Origin of the sequence: Pseudomonas vlassakiae, assembly GCF_014269035.2 — a bacterium.
Lineage (GTDB): Bacteria > Pseudomonadota > Gammaproteobacteria > Pseudomonadales > Pseudomonadaceae > Aquipseudomonas > Aquipseudomonas vlassakiae.
Map to the genome: position 1 here is coordinate 41,677 of NZ_JABWRP020000026.1, position 18,030 is coordinate 59,706.

Consider the following 18,030-nt stretch of genomic DNA (forward strand, 5'->3'; position numbering starts at 1 on the left):
AACCTATCCGGAAGCGGTTCCAGCGCCAGATCGCAGGCATGAAAAAGCCCGGCACCGGGCCGGGCTTCTTCACATCAGGCTTGCCCCAATCAGTTGCCGTAAACCGGCAGCTTCTTGCAGATGGCCTTGACCTTCTCACGTACGGCGTCGATCACCGCTTCGTTGTTCAGGTCAGCCAGGATGTCGCAGATCCAGCCGGCCAGTTCGCGGCACTCGGTTTCCTTGAAACCACGGGTGGTGACGGCTGGGGTGCCGAAACGCAGGCCCGAGGTGACGAACGGCGAGCGTGGGTCGTTCGGTACCGAGTTCTTGTTGACGGTGATGAAGGCTTTGCCCAGGGCAGCGTCAGCATCTTTACCGGAGATTTCCTGCTTGATCAGCGACAGCAGGAACAGGTGGTTCTGGGTGCCGCCGGAAACGACGTCGAAACCACGCTCGATGAACACTTCGGCCATGGCTTGGGCGTTCTTCACGACCTGCTGCTGGTAAGCCTTGAACTCAGGCTGCAGCGCTTCCTTGAAGCAGATGGCCTTGGCCGCGATCACGTGCTCCAGCGGGCCGCCCTGGGCGCCTGGGAAGACGGCGGAGTTCAGCTTCTTCTCGATGTCGGCGTTGGCGCGGGCCAGGATCAGGCCGCCACGTGGACCGCGCAGGGTCTTGTGGGTGGTGGTGGTAACCACGTCGGCGAACGGCACAGGGTTCGGGTACACGCCAGCGGCAACCAGGCCGGCAACGTGGGCCATGTCGACGAACAGGTAGGCACCGACCTTGTCGGCAATGGCGCGGAAGCGGGCGAAGTCCAGGACCTGCGAGTAAGCCGAGAAGCCGGCAACGATCATCTTCGGCTTGTGCTCGACAGCCAGGCGCTCGACTTCGTCGTAGTCGATCAGGCCGTTGCTGTCGATGCCGTACTGGATGGCGTTGTACAGCTTGCCCGACGAGCTTACCGAAGCACCGTGGGTCAGATGGCCACCGTGGGCCAGGCTCATGCCCAGAATGGTGTCACCGGCCGACAGCAGGGCCAGGTAGACCGCCGCGTTGGCTTGCGAGCCGGCGTGCGGCTGGACGTTGGCGTAGTCGGCGCCGAACAGCTCCTTGGCACGGTCGATGGCCAGTTGCTCGACCACGTCGACATACTCGCAGCCGCCGTAGTAGCGCTTGCCTGGGTAGCCTTCGGCGTACTTGTTGGTCAGGACCGAGCCCTGAGCTTCCATGACTGCCGGGCTGGTGTAGTTTTCCGAAGCGATCAGCTCGATATGCTCTTCCTGGCGCAGGGCTTCTTGCTGCATGGCTTCGAAGAGCTCGGCGTCGTACTTGGCAATGGTCAAATCACGGCTGAACATGGCGGTCCTCAAGGATCGGGGTAATTTGGGGGGGCATTCTAACCGATTGATCCGCGCCTGGCATATGAACTGGCATCAAGTCGCGGACCAATGGGCTTCATGTTGCATCCCGCGCCGTGTCTGGGCTGGCTGGGGATTGGAGTTGACTCGAAAGTCCGTTTTTGCGAGCGCTCACTGGAACATGAACAGGGCGGCGTTGGCGAACTGCGCTTCGAACTGGTTGGCCGGCATCGGCCGCCCGAACAGGTAGCCCTGCACCTCGTCGCAGCCGTGCTCGCGCAGGAATTCCAGCTGCTCATGGGTCTCCACGCCCTCGGCGATCACCGCCAGGTTGAGGCTGTGGGCCATGGCGATGATCGCCCGGGCGATCTGCGCGTCCTGCTCGCCCTCGGGCAGGCCGTCGACGAAGGTGCGGTCGATCTTCAGCACGTCGATGGGGAACTGCTTGAGGTAGTTCAGCGACGAGTAACCGGTGCCGAAGTCGTCGACCGCGATACTCAGGCCGAGGTTTTTCAGGCTGGCGAGAATCTGCAGCGCCTCATTGACCTCGCGCATCAGGATGCTCTCGGTCAGCTCCAGCTCCAGGCACGCCGGCGGCAGGCTGGTTTCTTCGAGGATGGTGGCGATCCGCGTGCCCAGCTGGCCGTCTGAGAACTGCCGCGCCGAGATGTTCACCGATACCTTCGGCACGCGCACCTTGTTCTTGTGCCAGACCTTGAGCTGGCGGCTGGCCTCGCGCAGCACCCAGTCGCCGACATCCACCACCAGGCCCAGCTCTTCGATCACCGGGATGAAGTCGCCCGGCGGTACCAGCCCGCGGGTCGGGTGGCGCCAGCGCAGCAGGGCTTCGGCACCGGTCAGGCGCTTGCCGTCGCCGCTGAACTGCGGCTGGTAGTAGAGGGTGAATTCGTTCTGCTCCAGCGCGTGGCGCAGGTCGCTTTCCAGTTCCAGGCGCTCAAGGGCGCTGGCGTTCATCTCGGTCTGGTAGAACTGGAAGTTGTTCTTGCCGCGCTCCTTGGCGTGGTACATGGCGGTGTCGGCGTTCTTCATCAACTGGCTCAGCTCGTTACCGTCCTGCGGGCTGAGGGCGATGCCGATACTGGCGGTGACGAAGAACTCGCGACCCTCCAGCACGAATGGCCGCACCAGGCTGCCAAGAATGTTCTCGGCCACGTGGATGGCGCGGTTCAGGGCCATCTCGCGGGTGGCCCGCGGCTGCAGCAGCAAGGTGAATTCGTCGCCACCCATGCGTGCCACGGTGTCGTCATCGTCGACGCAGGCCAGCAGGCGCAGGGCCATGTCCTTGAGCATACGATCGCCCGCAGCGTGGCCGAGGGAGTCGTTGATCGGCTTGAAGCGGTCGAGGTCGAGGAACATCAGCACCACCCATGACTTCTGCCGTTCGGCCTGCTGCAGCGCGGTGTGCAGGCGGTCCTGGAACAGCGTGCGGTTGGGCAGGTGGGTGAGGGCGTCGTAGTAGGCCAGCCGGTGGATGCGCTGTTCGCTGGCCTTGCGCTCGCTGATGTCGGTGAAGAAGCACACATAGCTGGCCAGGTCGCCTTCGTCGTCGAGCACGGCGGTAATGCCGACCCAGGCCGGGTAATGGTCGCCGTCGCGGCGCTTGAGCCACACTTCGCCTTCCCAGCTGCCGCGCTGGTGCAGTTGCTTGAGCACGTAGCGCAGGTGGCTTTCCTGTTGATCCTCGACGACCAGCATGCTCGGCAGCTGGTCGAGCACGTCGCCGACCGCGTAGCCGCTGACCCGGCTGAAGGCTTCGTTGGCCTGAACGATATAGCCGGCCGGGTCGGTGATGAGGATGGCCGAGGTGGAGTGCTCGAATACCGTCGCTGCCATGCGCAGGTCTTTTTCCGCACGGCGCTGCTGGCTGATGTCGCGGCCTACGCCGAGCACGCCTTCGAAGCGCTGTTGGTCGTCCCATACCAGTACCAGGCGCAGTTCGATGGGGATCTTGCGGCCATCGGCGCGCAGGCAGTCGAACAGGAACAGTTGCGTCGGCAGCTGGCTGCGCAGTTGGGCCAGTTGCTCGCTGTCGCCCATGGCCTTGCTGACGCGTTCCATCAGGCTGTAGATGCCGGTGAGCTGGGACGGGTTGGCGATGATCGACTGCCAGCCGTTGTCGAAGATCCACTCGGCCTGGTAGCCCAGCACCGCCTGCACCGAGGGGCTGAGGTAGTTGAGCTGCAGGCGGCTGTCGGTGGAGAAGATCACGTCGCTGATGCTTTCGGCGAGCATGCGGTAGCGCTGCTCGCTGTCACGCAGCGACTGGCTGGCCTCGATCTGTACGGTGACATCCTTGCCCACGCCGATGATGCGTGTGACCAGGCCATCGTCATCGCGGGTCAGTACCTGTTCGCGGATTTCATAGCAGCGCCAGCCGCCATCGCGGTGGCGGAAGCGCAACTGAGTGTGCAGTGACTGGCTATGGGCACTGTCGCGCTGTTGCTGGCGCAAAGCCTGGTAGTGCGCGGCATCTTCGGGGTGCAGCAGCAGTTCCCAGAAGCGGTCGCCCATCTGCGCCAGCTCGGTGCGGTCGTAGCCGAGGGTCTGGCCGAGGTGGCGGTTGCTGAAGATCATTCGCTGGCTGAGCACGTCCTGCACGTACAGCTGGTCGGGCACGGTACGCACGACGTCGGACCAGAAGCTTTCACGTTCCAGCAGCGACAACTCCACCTGCTTGCGGCTGGTAATGTCGCTGATACTGAGGATCACCGCCTGGTAATCGCGACGCTGCTGCGGCAGGCGCGCCATCAGCCACAGGTGCAATTCGCCACCCAGCGGTGCGGGCAGGCGCACTTCCAGCTCCAGCGACGGGCGCTGTTCGATCAGCGCGTCGATCAGCTGCATGCCGACGCTGTCGCGGCCGTCGCCGCTGCCATCGATCAGTCGTTGCCAGGCGCCCTGGTGGCACTCGACATTGAGGAGCTGGCGCGCCACCTGGTTGATCTCGGTGATCTTCAGCTCCAGCAGCAGCGAGCGGCGCAGGGCCGGGTCCAGCGCCAGGCTCTGCTTGAGCCCGGCCAGGTTGCGCAGGTGATAGCGGTCGAGCTGGCCGGGCAGGCTCGACAGGTCGAGCACGCACAAGGCAACGCCGGTGCCTTCGAAGATTTCCTGGTAGCGCCGGCGGTCTTCCTGCAGCGCGCGCTGGCGACGGCGCATGTTGAACAGCGCCAGTACCGGCAGCAGTGCGCAGAACAGCGCCAGCAGGCATTTGCCGATCAGTGCCGGCAGCAGCTTCTGCTGGGCCAGGCCTGCGTCGAACAGGCCACGCAATTGCCAGGTGCTGTTGTCGATGAAGGCGAGCATCACGCTTTGCAGCGGCTCACCGCTGGTCTGCGCCGGCGCGTGGCGTTCCAGCACCTCGCCACTGCGGCTGTTTTCCAGCAGCCAGAGCGGGTGGCCCGGGCCGTCGAGGTGTTCGGTGAGTGTCTGGTAATAGTCCGGTGACAGGCGCAATAGCCAGTAGCCACGGTCCTGCTCCGCCGACTGGCGCAACAGCAGGTAGAGGGTGCGGTTGTCTGCCGAGTTGGTAAAGAAGTAGCTGCGCCCCTGGTTCAGCCCGACCAGCTCGTCAATCGACTGGCGGTCAGGGCTGTCGACCAGGCTGTCACCGTGCAGTTGCCCGGCCTGGTCCAGCCAGGCCAGGTCACGCAGGGCGGGCAGGCGTTCACGCAAGGACTCCAGCAGGCTGGGCAGCGCGGCCGGCGCCGGCGCCTTGACGTACGGCTGGACCACGTTGATGGCCTGCTGGGCCTTGAGGGCCATGTTCAGGCTCAGGTGGTCGGCGAGTTCGGCGCTCGCGTTGAGGTTCAGCTGGCGCTGGTCGGCCTGGGTGTGGCGAAACTGGGAGAACAGTTGCCATAGCAGCAAGCCCAGCAGAATCAGGGCCAGCAGCGCCAACGCACCCTTGACCGAACCCCGTAGCGAAGCGACTGGGGCCGGCGAAGCGGGGCGCAGCAGAGTCGGATGATTGAGATTGGTCAAGCGTTGGTCCTGCGATTGGGCTGGCGATGGCAGGGATGGACATGCACGGTGTATGCCGGTACTGCACAGGCCTGGACCGCGGCCGCGCACTATAAAGCCGGACATGCGAACGGGCTAGCATGCCTGTGATTATGGCAATGTGCCAGCCCGATTGTCCGAAGCCGATGGTCGTGGTGACGCTGACCCGTTCGGCAAGACCCTGCATCCTGTGCGAGAATGCCGCCCGCTTCAATGACAACGCATCGGAGATGTTCGGTTTTGGTTACTCACTTTTCCACCAATGGCCTCGATTCCGCCTGTGGGCGCAGCAGTCAGACCCTTGTCAGCACTGCCGTGACCGCGGACGTATCCTGCAAATCGTGCCAGCGTTCGCTGGTCAAACCAGATGCGGCTGCGGCCTCGAAAAACAAGACGCCATCGCTGGCCGAGCTGCGCAAGACCGCCAAGGCGGCCGCAGCACCCGCTGAAAAGGCACCGGTGGCTGGCGTAGCCAAGCCGGCTGGCAAGGTCGTCAGCACGCCTGTTGCAGCCCAGCCTGCCCGCAGTGGCGGTTTCAGCGTCAAGGCCGCTTATGCGGCGCGCCTGGCCGAGCAGAGCGAGCGCTGCCGGTTGCCCCGGGGCAAGGCCAAGCAGCGTCACGTCTGAACCATTTTTGGCTGCTGTACCGGCCTCTTCGCGGCTAACGCCGCTCCCACAGAGACTGATGAGGCTTTGATCCTGTGCAGTAACTGCCTCCACAGGTGCTGCACAAGGCTTCAAGCCAGTGCTGTACCTGTGGAAGCGGCTTTGGCCGCGAAGAGGCCAGTACAGCAACCAATGTGACCTTCAGGTCCACCCCGATCCCACCATCCGACCACCCTGTGCAACGCCGCGCGTTGGCGTAGAATGGTCGACTTTGTTCAATGAAACCCGTAAACACATCCCCCTGGCCACAGTGCCGGGGCGATCGTCGATGTCTTTACCTATCTAGAGGGCTTGGTTTTGGCTCAATACGTCTACACCATGCATCGGCTGAGCAAGGTCGTGCCGCCGAAGCGGGAAATTCTCAAGAATATTTCCCTGTCGTTCTTCCCAGGCGCCAAGATCGGCGTGCTCGGCCTGAACGGTGCCGGTAAGTCGACCCTGTTGCGGATCATGGCGGGCGTCGACAAGGAATTCGACGGCGAAGCCCGTCCGATGCCCGACATCAACGTGGGTTACCTGCCGCAGGAGCCGCAACTGGACCCGAACAAGTCCGTGCGCGAAGTGGTCGAGGAAGCGGTCAGTGTGATCAAGGACGCCCAGGCTCGCCTGGACGAGGTCTACGCGGCCTACGCCGAACCTGATGCCGACTTCGACAAGCTGGCTGCCGAACAGGCCAAGCTCGAAGCCATCCTGCAGGCTGCCGACGGCCACAACCTCGAGCGCCAGCTGGACGTCGCCGCCGACGCCCTGCGCCTGCCGGCCTGGGATGCTCGCATCGAGCACCTGTCCGGTGGTGAGAAACGCCGCGTGGCCCTGTGCCGCCTGCTGCTGTCGGCCCCCGACATGCTGCTGCTCGACGAACCGACCAACCACCTGGATGCCGATTCGGTAGCCTGGCTGGAGCGCTTCCTGCACGACTTCCCGGGCACCGTGGTAGCGATTACCCACGACCGTTACTTCCTCGACAACGTTGCCGGCTGGATCCTCGAACTGGACCGCGGCGCCGGTATCCCGTACGAAGGCAACTACTCGGGCTGGCTGGAAGCCAAGTCGGAGCGCCTGGCGCAGGAATCCAAGCAGCAGAGCGCCCACGAGAAGGCCATGAAAGAGGAACTGGAGTGGGTGCGCAAAGGCGCCAAGGCCCGCCAGTCGAAATCCAAGGCCCGTCTGCAGCGCTTCGAAGAGATGCAGTCGCAGGAATTCCAGAAGCGCAGTGAAACCAACGAGATCTACATCCCGGCCGGTCCGCGCCTGGGCGACAAGGTCATCGAGTTCAAGAACGTCACCAAGGGTTATGGCGACCGCGTGCTGATCGACAACCTGTCGTTCTCCATGCCCAAAGGTGCCATCGTCGGCGTGATCGGCGGTAACGGTGCCGGTAAGTCGACCCTGTTCCGCATGCTGATGGGCAAGGAGCAACCGGACTCGGGCAGCATCGAGATCGGCGAAACCGTGCAGCTGGCCTGCGTCGACCAGAGCCGTGAAGACCTCGACGGTTCCAAGACCGTGTTCCAGCAGATCTCCGACGGTTCCGACCAGATCCGCATCGGCAACTACGAGATCCCGTCGCGTACCTACGTTGGCCGCTTCAACTTCAAGGGTGGCGACCAGCAGAAGTTCGTCAAGGACCTGTCCGGTGGTGAGCGTGGCCGTCTGCACCTGGCGCTGACCCTGAAGGAGGGCGGCAACGTCCTGCTGCTCGACGAACCGTCCAACGACCTCGACGTCGAAACCCTGCGTTCCCTGGAAGAAGCCCTGCTGGACTTCCCGGGTGCCGCCATCGTGATTTCCCACGACCGTTGGTTCCTGGACCGTGTGGCCACTCACATCCTGGCGTACGAAGACGACTCGAACGTGGTGTTCTTCGAGGGTAACTACACCGAGTACGAAGCCGACCGCAAGAAGCGCCTGGGCGACGCTGCAGCCCAGCCACACCGTGTACGGCACAAGAAGCTGGCTCAATAAGCCGGTGTTCTGATGCACAAGAATGGGGCCTGTCGCGGCCCCATTTTTGTGCCTGCTTGCGGCGGTAGGACGGCTGTTTTACCGTCGATTCGAAAGTTGTTTTGTATACATTTATATAAAACGCACCAAATAATTTCAAAAAAACGACATTTCGCCCTATTCCGGTGCGATTGCTTCTTGGTACATTCCGGAAAAAACCAATAAGTCCAATCCCTTGGTGAGATGTCTACCATGATCGAATCTGTCGACCATTTCCTCGCACGCCTGCAGCAACGCGACCCGGGCCAACCGGAATTCCACCAGGCCGTCGAAGAGGTGCTGCGTACCTTGTGGCCGTTCCTCGAAGCCAACCCGCACTACTTGCAGTCCGGCATCCTCGAACGCATGGTCGAGCCGGAGCGCGCCGTGCTGTTTCGCGTGTCGTGGGTCGATGACCAGGGCAAGGTGCAGGTCAACCGCGGCTACCGCATCCAGATGAGCAGCGCCATCGGCCCCTACAAGGGCGGCCTGCGCTTCCACCCGTCGGTGAACCTGAGCGTGCTCAAGTTCCTGGCCTTCGAACAGGTGTTCAAGAACTCCCTCACCTCGCTGCCCATGGGCGGCGGCAAGGGCGGTTCGGACTTCGACCCGAAAGGCAAGAGCGATGCCGAAGTCATGCGCTTCTGCCAGGCCTTCATGAGCGAGCTGTACCGCCACATCGGCGCTGACTGCGACGTGCCGGCCGGTGACATTGGCGTGGGCGCCCGCGAGATCGGCTTCATGTTCGGCCAGTACAAGCGCCTGGCCAACCAGTTCACGTCGGTGCTGACCGGTAAGGGCATGACCTACGGCGGCAGCCTGATCCGCCCCGAAGCCACTGGCTACGGCTGCGTGTACTTCGCTGAAGAAATGCTCAAGCGCCAGAACCTGCGCATCGATGGCCGTCGCGTGGCCATTTCCGGTTCCGGCAACGTCGCCCAGTACGCGGCGCGCAAGGTCATGGACCTTGGCGGCAAGGTGATTTCGCTGTCCGACTCCGAAGGCACCCTGTATGCCGAAGGCGGCCTGACCGATGCCCAGTGGGACGCGCTGATGGCACTGAAGAACGTCAAGCGTGGCCGCATCAGCGAGCTGGCTGAACAGTTTGGCCTGGAGTTCCGCAAGGGCCAGACCCCGTGGAGCCTGCCGTGTGACATCGCCCTGCCATGCGCCACGCAGAACGAGCTGGACATCGAAGACGCCCGCACCCTGCTGCGCAACGGCTGCATCTGCGTCGCCGAAGGCGCCAACATGCCGACTACCCTGGCGGCGGTCGACCTGTTCATCGAGGCCGGGATCCTGTACGCACCGGGCAAGGCATCCAACGCCGGCGGCGTAGCCGTCTCGGGCCTGGAGATGTCGCAGAACGCCATGCGCCTGTTGTGGACGGCGGGTGAAGTGGACAGCAAACTGCACAACATCATGCAGTCGATTCACCATGCCTGCGTGCATTACGGTGAAGAGGCCGACGGCAAGGTCAACTATGTGAAGGGCGCCAACATCGCCGGTTTCGTCAAGGTTGCCGATGCCATGCTGGCGCAAGGCGTGGTCTGATTCCAGGTTCCAGGGGGGCGCAGAGCGACCCCCAGGCTTCAAGCCTCGATCTCGACCACTTCGATCGTTTGATCGCCCGCCGGTCGCCGCCACAGCACTTCATCCCCCGGCCCGGCCCCAAGCAACGCCCGCCCCAGCGGTGATCCCCAGTTGATCATCCCGCGGGCGGCATCTGCCTCATCCTCGCCCACCAGTTGCACCACGTGCTCCTGTTCCTGTTCATCGACGAACCGGACCCGGCTGCCAATCTGCACGTTGCTGCGCGAAGTCGCCGCCGGCACTACCTGGGCGCTCTGCACCCGCGCGCTGAAATAGCGCAAATCCCGCTCGGTATCGGCCAGGCGCTGCTGGTCACCGCGCTCGCCCTGCGCCTGCAACGCGCTGCGCAAGGCATTCAGTTCACGCACGCGCTGTTGCAGCTGGCGCAGGCCATTGGCAGTGACGTAATTGGGTTGGTCGCTGACGCGCCGTTCCACTGGCTGGTCGGCCTGGGCAGCGGCTTGGTCTTCGTTGACGAATGCTCGGCTCATGCAATAGCCCCCTTGTGCTGGAGACCAGCATGGCAGGCCGACGGTTTCAATGGATGTCCATTTGCGACTTAGTCATGGCGGTAGGCACGGGCGGCGCCCTGGTCTTTCTCCTGCTCCCACTGGCGATCACGTTCGTCCCAGAAGCGCTCGTGGTACTGGCGCTGCTCCTCGCTGTTCTGCATCGCCTGGCATTGACGGAATCCATCGTCCCAACCGGTCTCGTAGTGGCGATCGTGCAAATAGCGCGGTACGTCCTTCTTGAAGTCGTCCACCATCAGCCCGGCTGCCTGACGGCCGCTGCTGCAACCGTCCTGGTAGCCGTCGGCGTAGGCGGGGGGATAACCTTGGTTGACCATCTGATCATGGGTGGTTTCGCAACCCGCCAGCAACAACGCAACGCACAAGCCGAACCAGTACCGCGACATGACCACCTGAACCCTTTGCGAAATACCGCAAAGTCTAGGTGGCGATTTGTCGGGGAGGTGTCAAAACAGTGTCAAAGAGTCGGTTGGTTCACGTTCAGTAGTGGTACCACTTCAGCTCCAGCATCACTTCGTTCTGCGCCGTCGCCAGGTGGCTGAACGCCCGCGAAGCACTCAACCTCAGCCCCAGGTTCTGGCTGATCTCCCACTGCTGGTTCAGGCTCACACTGCGGCGCACCTCGCCATTGGCGAAGAAATCGCCCTTGGCTTCCAGCGTCATGTTGCCCAGCCCGTTGCGCCACAGCAGCCCGCCATTGAACCCCGTCGCCGGGGCGACGAACTGGGCGAAGTCGTTGTGGTGCTCGATTCGCAACGTGCCCAGGGCGAAGCCCAGCAAGCCATCGGCCAGCTGCCAGGTACCCCCGGCGCCGCCGTTCACATGGCTCACCAGCACCTCGTCGTCATGCTTGCCCGGCACCCGTTCCAGGCCGCCAGCGACTTGCCAGGACCAAGGCTTGAGCAGCTCGTTGCGTGGCGTCAGCGAGCGGATGGTGGCCAGGTCCAGGCGCTGTACCTGCCAGTCGTTGCCTTCGTACTGGCGTACTTTCAGTTGCAGAATCTCGATCTGCGCCCCCAGCGGGAAGCCGTAGGCGTTGTCGTTGAGGTCGTGGTAGGCCATGCGCAGGCCGTATTCGGCGTAGGCGCGGTCCTCTCGGGTGCCAACGCCCAGTTGCCAGGTCCGCGAGTCATGGCCGTCTTCTGGCAGGCCAGGGCGCTCGATCTGCAACGGCGGCGGCGGGTTGCTGTTGATTGCCCGCAGCAGCTCGAAGCTGCGCTTGGCCTGCCCAGGGTCTCGCGCCTGGCCGTTGGCCCGGTAGCGCTCCAGGCGGTAGGCAGCATCTTGCACCAGTGCCTGGCGCTCGCGGGGCAGGGCTTTGAATTCAGGGCTTTGCAACTGCGCGGTATCGGCGCTGACGGCCAGCACCTGGCGCTTCTCGTCATGGTCCAGCGGCTCGGCCCGGGCCAGCAGTTCGCGTTCGCGTGACGGGCGGTAGGTTTCGCTGGCGACCAGGCCCGATTGCTTCACCGCTTTCACCGTGTCCGTCGGGATGGCGGTGAGCGGGAATTGCGAGGTCAGGTCCAGGCTTGGCCGGGCCACCTGCAGCAGCTCCAGCAGGCGGTAGGAGCAGTTTTCGTCGAAGAAGAAGTAGTCGAACTGGATCTGCTTCAGCTCCCAGACGTGCTCGACCATGCGCCCGGTTTCTTCGGGCGTCAGGTCCAGCTGGTATTCCCACAGGTCGCGGTTCTCCAGGCTGCGGTATTCGGAGAGCTTTTCCTGGTAGGGCATCAGCGCGAACAGGCCTGGGTAGCCGCCCATCAGGCCCTTCCAGGCATACAGGATGCTGTTGTCGCTGCCTTCGATGTAGGCGCCGAAGTTGATTGCGTAGCTCAGCAGCGTGGTGTCGTCGCTGCGGGTGTTGGACTGGTCGATCCGCAGCAGGGTGTGGCCGAACATCGACGACGGGCTGTTGAGGTAGGCCGCCGGGAAAATCAGCGCCGCGCTGTGCGGGTCGATCGACTGGTACCAGGTCTTGAATTCCTGGCAGTCCGGTTGCGGCAGGTCTTTGAGGTCCAGCTGTTCACGCAGCCAGCGGGTGCGCGCGGGGAATACGCATTGGGCGTGCTTGTCGCCCAGGCTGGCGGGGGCGTACAGCGCTGCGACCGTGGCCTTGAGCTCCTGGTCCGGGTGGTGCGCGCCGTCCTCGGCGAGGAAGAAGGCATCATCGTCCACATAGCTGCGCCAGCCGCCGAGCTTGGCGGTTTCATAGTGGCCCAGGGCAATCCAGTAAGGGGTGTTGGCCAGTTGCTGGATACGGCCTGAGTCCAGCACGGGCATGGCATGTACGGGGGCGCAGGCACACAGCGCCAGGGATGCGAGGCGTTTGAGCATGTCGGGCAACTACTTCTTAACGATGCCGAAGAAAGGCGAAACCCGCCCCGGAGGCCGGGGCGGGGGTAGCTGCACTCAGGCCTCGGTGGCGTATTTGGCCAGGCGTGGGTCGTTCTTCAGAACGGCCAGCGTATTGCTGTGGACAGTCTCGGCAGTCACGTCGGCGCTGCTGAAGATCTGATTGAAGTGCTGGTGGGTGACCGAGGCGAAGTAGCCACGATCTTCCGGAGCGACGCCCAGGACCACGGCGTAGGTGGTCAGGGCTTCGCCCTTGCCCATGGCCATGTCTTCGGACAGCTCGTTCATCATGCCATTCATGGCGAACCAGGACTTGCCGCCATAGGTCAGCGAAGCCTTGGTCGAGCAGCCGTTGGTGCCGGAGGTCATGCCGAAGGTGGCGTTGCCGGAGGTACCGTTGGTGGTGGAAGCCAGGAAGTGGGCCGGCGTGCCGCGCTGGCCTTCGAACAGCATGTTGCCCCAGCCGCAGTTCGGGCCACCCGGCGCTTCGGCAAGCGCGTTGAGCGAAACCACGGTGAACAGAGTACCCAGAAGAATCCGTTTCATAGCATTGTTCTCTATTTGTCTTAACCAAGGGTCAGGGTTTCTGGCAACTCGGTTGCCAGGTCGGGAAAGCATTTCACCCACCCGCGCAGCTTGGAGTTTAGGCATGATCTAAAGGTTGCGTTGTTGATTGCGAAAAATTTGCTCGCAGATGACATCATCACCGCTGCGACATAAAGTCCCGAGGAACCTTGCAAGGCGCGCGCGGGCAGCGCCAGAATGCTGCGTATCTGCCCCGCCGAAGTAAGGAAACCCAATGCCCGATCCTGTCGCTGCGCGCCTGCGTCTCGCGCCTGAAGCCCTGACCCGGCGTTTCTCCCCCGAGCAGTTTGCCTTTACCAATACCGACGATCTGGAGCCGTTTCGCGGCGTCCTGGGCCAGGAGCGTGCTGTCGAGGCCCTGCAGTTTGGCGTGGCCATGCCGCGCCCGGGTTACAACGTCTATGTGATGGGCGAGCCGGGCACCGGCCGCTTCTCGTTCGTCAAACGCTACCTCAAGGCCGAGGGCAAGCGCCAGCAGACCCCGTCCGACTGGCTGTACGTCAACCATTTCGATGACACCCGCGAACCACGGGCCCTGGAGCTGCCTTCCGGCAGCGCGGCCGAGTTTATCAACGATATGGGCGGCTTGATCGACAACTTGCTGGCGACCTTCCCGGCGGTGTTCGAGCACCCGTCGTACCAGCAAAAGAAGGGCGCCATCGACCGCGCCTTCAACCAGCGTTATGACCGTGCACTGGATGTGATCGAGCGCGCCTCGCTGGAAAAGGACGTGGCCCTGTACCGCGATGCCAGCAACGTGGCCTTCACCCCGATGGCCGACGGCAAGGCGCTGGACGAAGCCGAATTCGCCCAGCTGCCCGAGGAGGTTCGCGAGCGATTCCACGAGGACATCGCCCTGCTCGAGGAGCGCCTCAACGAGGAGCTGGCCAGCCTGCCGCAATGGAAGCGCGAGTCGAACAACCAGCTCCGTCAGCTCAACGAAGAAACCATCACCTTGGCCCTGCAGCCGCTGCTGGCGCCGCTGTCGGAAAAGTACGCGGAGAACGCGGCGGTCTGCGCTTACCTGCAGTCCGTGCAACTGAACCTGCTGCGTACCGTGGTCGAGCAGCTGGTTGAAGACAGCAAGACCGACGCTGCTGCGCGCAAGCTGCTTGAAGAACAGTACGCGCCAAGCCTGGTGGTCGGCCACCACGCTGACGGTGGTGCACCGGTGGTATTCGAGCCGCACCCGACCTACGACAACCTGTTCGGGCGCATCGAATACAGCACCGATCAAGGGGCGCTGTACACCTCTTACCGGCAGCTGCGCCCTGGTGCGCTGCACCGCGCCAACGGCGGCTTCCTGATTCTCGAAGCGGAGAAGATGCTGGGCGAGCCGTTCGTCTGGGACGCCCTCAAGCGCGCCCTGCAGTCGCGCAAGCTGAAGATGGAGTCGCCGCTGGGCGAGCTGGGCCGCGTAGCCACGGTCAGCCTGACGCCGCAGATGATTCCGCTGAACATCAAGCTGGTGATCATCGGTTCGCGCCAGCTGTACTACGCGCTGCAGGACCACGACCCGGACTTCCAGGAGATGTTCCGTGTGCTGGTCGACTTCGACGAAGACATGCCGATGGTTGACGAGAACCTCGAGCAGTTCGCCCAGCTGCTGCGCACCCGCACCAACGAAGAAGGCATGGCACCGCTGACCAGCGATGCGGTGGCGCGCCTGGCTACTTACAGCGCGCGCCTGGCGGAAAACCAGTCGCGCCTGTCGGCACGCATTGGCGACCTGTTCCAGCTGGTCAGCGAGGCGGATTTCATCCGTCAGCTGGCCAGTGACGAAATGACCGACGCCGGGCACATCGAGCGGGCGCTCAAGGCCAAGGCCACCCGCACCGGGCGTGTCTCGCAGCGGGTGCTCGACGACATGCTCGCGGGCATCATCCTGATCGACACGGAAGGCGCGGCGATCGGCAAGTGCAACGGCCTGACCGTGCTCGAAGTCGGCGATTCGGCGTTCGGCATGCCGGCACGCATTTCCGCCACCGTCTACCCGGGCGGCAGCGGCATCGTCGACATCGAACGTGAGGTCAACCTCGGCCAGCCGATCCACTCCAAGGGCGTGATGATCCTTACGGGCTACCTGGGCAGCCGCTATGCCCAGGAATTCCCCCTGGCGATTTCCGCCAGCATCGCCCTGGAGCAGTCCTACGGCTATGTCGATGGCGACAGCGCCTCGCTGGGTGAGGCTTGCACGCTGATCTCGGCGTTGTCGCGCACGCCGCTCAAGCAGTGCTTCGCCATCACCGGTTCGATCAACCAGTTCGGTGAAGTGCAGGCGGTGGGTGGGGTCAACGAGAAGATCGAAGGCTTCTTCCGCCTCTGCGAGGCACGTGGCCTGACGGGCGAGCAGGGGGTGATCATTCCGCGCGCCAACGTCGCCACACTGATGCTCGACGAGCGCGTGCTGCAGGCGGTGGAGAACGGCATGTTCCACGTCTATGCAGTCAGCCAGGCCGATGAAGCATTGAGCCTGCTGGTGGGCGAAGAAGCTGGCGAACTCAACGATCAAGGCGTCTTTACCGAAGGCAGCGTCAACGCCCGGGTGGTCGAACGCTTGCGCGAGATCGCCGAGATGATCGGCGAGGAAGAAATCGAGAAGGCAGAAAAGGAACGGCTGGAAGAGGTGATTGCCCAAGCCAAGCCGGCCTGAGTCAATAAATCGGCGCTGGCGGCCAAGTGCTACCGTTCAGCGCCGGTTTTCCATCTTTCTGTGCCGTTCTTCTATGCTGGAACTTAAGGACGGTATCAGGGTTCAGGATGGAAACAGCCTGGTTTTCAGGCTGAACAGGGCTCATTGGAGGGGACGCGGCCATGCGCAACCTCAGCCTTACTCGCCAGTGCCTGGGCCTGGTGACCCGCATTGAATGCAGCATCCGCCCACTGGCCGGTGACAACGGCATGTGGACGCTGCTGTTCGCCGCCGGCATGGCCGGTGAACAACCCTCGGCAATCAAGGCCCAGGGGCCGTTCCATGGGCCGGTAGTGGCCGAGTCCGTGCTCAGCGCCATCGTCGACAGCTTGACCCTGCATGGCTATCAGGTGGCCGACGACCCACAGATCTGGTGCCTGCACCTGCAGGCCCAGCTGCGCCGGATCAACGGCGAACGCTGCCGCAATCTGGGGGACTACCAGTTTCATCCTGAAACCTGAGCATTCATTGCCAGCGGTGCGGCATCTGGCCGCAGGCTTTTGCTGTCACAGGTGGCTGGCTATACTCGCGGCCGAATTTCCAGTCACCTGACGAGTCCCAAATTCTCCATGGAACGTATTCTCGAAAACGCGATGTATGCCTCGCGCTGGCTGCTCGCTCCCATCTACTTCGGGCTGTCCCTCGGCCTGCTGGCCTTGGCGCTGAAGTTCTTCCAGGAAGTTGTCCACGTCCTGCCCAACGTCTTTGCCCTCAGTGAAGCCGACCTGATTCTGGTCATCCTGTCGCTGATCGACATGTCGCTGGTTGGCGGCCTGTTGGTGATGGTGATGATTTCCGGCTACGAGAACTTCGTGTCGCAGCTGGACATCGACGAGAGCAAGGAAAAGCTCAACTGGTTGGGCAAGATGGACTCTTCGTCGCTGAAGATGAAAGTAGCCGCCTCGATCGTGGCGATTTCTTCGATCCACCTGCTGCGGGTATTCATGGATGCGCAGAACATCTCCACCGACTACCTGATGTGGTACGTGATAATCCACATGACCTTCGTGGTCTCGGCGTTCTGCATGGGCTACCTGGACAAGCTGACCAAGCATTGAGGCTGGCGCGGTCAGTGTGGGAGCGGCCTTGTGTCGCGAAAGGGCTGCGCAGCAGCCCCAGGACTTATGCATTTAAGTCGTATTGCTGGGGCCGCTTTGCGGCCCTTTCGCGACACAAGGCCGCTCCCACAGGGATCTAGGCCAACTGACGAGCGGCGTCAGTAATGCCTTGTGCAATCATTGGATTCGTACAAAAAATGAGCACTCATGCGTGGTTCCCATAGCGAGGTGCTCTCATGAACCTGCATCAGCTCAACACCGAGGCCAGGGCCGGCCATGTCGACGAACTGAACCTCATTGCCATCGAGGGCGGCGACTACCTGATCGAAGCGCGGATCAAAGGCCATCCCCATCCCCTGTCCGATACCCGCGGTGAGCGCTTGCGCGTGCACTCGGTGGAGGATGCGCGCAAGTTGTTGCAGACCATTCCGATGGTATCGATGAACCTTGTGCATTGGTCGGTGCAGGATGAGATGTGCGGCATGGGCACGCACCCCGAAGAAGATTTGAAGGTGCCGATTTCCCAGCGTTCGGCCTGGTAGCTGCTCGCGGCTGCCCAGTGTGCTAGGCTGCTCGCCCTTTTCATCAAGGGCGCGGCTGCACTGCGCCCTGCAGTGGAGCATGACCATGTCCGAACTCAACCTGTCCACCGACGAAACGCGCGTCAGCTACGGCATCGGCCGTCAACTGGGCGGCCAGCTGCGCGACAACCCGCCGCCAGGCGTGAGCCTGGAAGCCATCCTGGCCGGCCTGACCGATGCGTTCAACGGCGCCGAAAGCCGTGTCAACGAAGCCGACCTGTCGGCCAGCTTCAAGGTCATCCGTGAGCTGATGCAAGCCGAAGCTGCCGCCAAGGCTGAAGCCGCCGCAGCCGCTGGCAAGGCTTTCCTGGTCGAAAACGCCAAGCGTGACGGCATCACCACCCTGGCTTCGGGCCTGCAGTTCGAAGTGCTGACCGCAGGTGAAGGCGCCAAGCCGACCCGCGAAAGCAACGTCCGCACCCATTACCACGGCACCCTGATCGACGGCACTGTGTTCGACAGCTCCTACGATCGTGGCCAGCCGGCCGAATTCCCGGTTGGCGGCGTGATCGCTGGCTGGACCGAAGCCCTGCAGCTGATGAACGCGGGCAGCAAATGGCGCCTGTACGTGCCGAGCGAGCTGGCCTACGGCGCGCAAGGCGTTGGCAGCATCCCGCCGCACAGCGT

At 63.1% G+C, this 18,030-nt stretch carries 14 protein-coding genes; 8 read left to right on the forward strand and 6 right to left on the reverse strand.

Annotation, left to right across the window (positions count from 1 at the left end; translation table 11 throughout):
- Positions 1–89 precede the first annotated feature (89 nt).
- Positions 90–1,343, reverse strand: coding sequence for a serine hydroxymethyltransferase (gene glyA / locus HU738_RS23855; protein ID WP_054886141.1), 1,254 nt, complete (start codon positions 1,341–1,343; stop codon positions 90–92).
- Positions 1,344–1,514: 171 nt separating this feature from the next.
- Positions 1,515–5,345, reverse strand: a complete 3,831-nt coding sequence (locus HU738_RS23860) for a sensor domain-containing protein (protein WP_186604799.1) — start codon at positions 5,343–5,345, stop codon at positions 1,515–1,517.
- Positions 5,346–5,603: 258 nt separating this feature from the next.
- Here HU738_RS23860 and HU738_RS23865 point away from each other — a divergent pair, with 258 nt between their 5' ends.
- The 3 genes from HU738_RS23865 to gdhA all read left to right on the forward strand — a co-directional run bounded on the left by HU738_RS23865 (position 5,604) and on the right by gdhA (position 9,566).
- On the forward strand, positions 5,604–5,990 hold the full coding sequence (locus tag HU738_RS23865) for a hypothetical protein (protein WP_186604797.1): 387 nt from the start codon (positions 5,604–5,606) through the stop codon (positions 5,988–5,990).
- Between the two features lie 336 nt (positions 5,991–6,326).
- Complete coding sequence (gene ettA / locus HU738_RS23870) at positions 6,327–7,994, forward strand: energy-dependent translational throttle protein EttA (protein WP_054887205.1); 1,668 nt, start codon at positions 6,327–6,329, stop codon at positions 7,992–7,994.
- Positions 7,995–8,225: 231 nt separating this feature from the next.
- Complete coding sequence (gdhA, locus tag HU738_RS23875) at positions 8,226–9,566, forward strand: NADP-specific glutamate dehydrogenase (protein WP_186604795.1); 1,341 nt, start codon at positions 8,226–8,228, stop codon at positions 9,564–9,566.
- Between the two features lie 38 nt (positions 9,567–9,604).
- Here gdhA and HU738_RS23880 read toward each other — a convergent pair whose 3' ends face one another.
- From HU738_RS23880 to HU738_RS23895, 4 genes are all read right to left on the reverse strand, one after another.
- On the reverse strand, positions 9,605–10,096 hold the full coding sequence (locus tag HU738_RS23880) for a GreA/GreB family elongation factor (protein ID WP_186604793.1): 492 nt from the start codon (positions 10,094–10,096) through the stop codon (positions 9,605–9,607).
- A 68-nt stretch (positions 10,097–10,164) separates the two neighbouring features.
- On the reverse strand, positions 10,165–10,521 hold the full coding sequence (locus tag HU738_RS23885; RefSeq protein ID WP_186604791.1) for a hypothetical protein: 357 nt from the start codon (positions 10,519–10,521) through the stop codon (positions 10,165–10,167).
- A gap of 94 nt (positions 10,522–10,615) precedes the next feature.
- Positions 10,616–12,469, reverse strand: a complete 1,854-nt coding sequence (locus HU738_RS23890; protein ID WP_186604789.1) for an Lnb N-terminal periplasmic domain-containing protein — start codon at positions 12,467–12,469, stop codon at positions 10,616–10,618.
- Between the two features lie 75 nt (positions 12,470–12,544).
- A complete protein-coding gene (locus tag HU738_RS23895) occupies positions 12,545–13,033 on the reverse strand; it encodes a DUF3015 domain-containing protein (protein WP_176506911.1) in 489 nt (162 codons plus the stop codon).
- Positions 13,034–13,286: 253 nt separating this feature from the next.
- Between HU738_RS23895 and HU738_RS23900 the strand changes: the two genes are divergently transcribed.
- The 5 genes from HU738_RS23900 to bamJ all read left to right on the forward strand — a co-directional run.
- A complete protein-coding gene (locus HU738_RS23900; RefSeq protein ID WP_176506910.1) occupies positions 13,287–15,725 on the forward strand; it encodes a Lon protease family protein in 2,439 nt (812 codons plus the stop codon).
- A gap of 161 nt (positions 15,726–15,886) precedes the next feature.
- Positions 15,887–16,225 (forward strand): PA4575 family protein, encoded by a 339-nt coding sequence (locus HU738_RS23905; protein WP_054887213.1) that lies wholly within the window; start codon positions 15,887–15,889, stop codon positions 16,223–16,225.
- A 108-nt stretch (positions 16,226–16,333) separates the two neighbouring features.
- Positions 16,334–16,822, forward strand: a complete 489-nt coding sequence (locus HU738_RS23910; RefSeq protein ID WP_003247486.1) for a TIGR00645 family protein — start codon at positions 16,334–16,336, stop codon at positions 16,820–16,822.
- Between the two features lie 236 nt (positions 16,823–17,058).
- Positions 17,059–17,364 carry a DUF6482 family protein gene (locus HU738_RS23915; RefSeq protein ID WP_176506909.1) on the forward strand — a complete coding sequence of 102 codons (306 nt, stop codon included), beginning with the start codon at positions 17,059–17,061 and terminating at the stop codon, positions 17,362–17,364.
- Positions 17,365–17,449: 85 nt separating this feature from the next.
- Positions 17,450–18,030, forward strand: a 581-nt coding sequence (bamJ, locus tag HU738_RS23920) for a BamJ family beta-barrel-assembly machinery protein (protein WP_217871507.1), incomplete at its 3' end; no start/stop codon positions are given.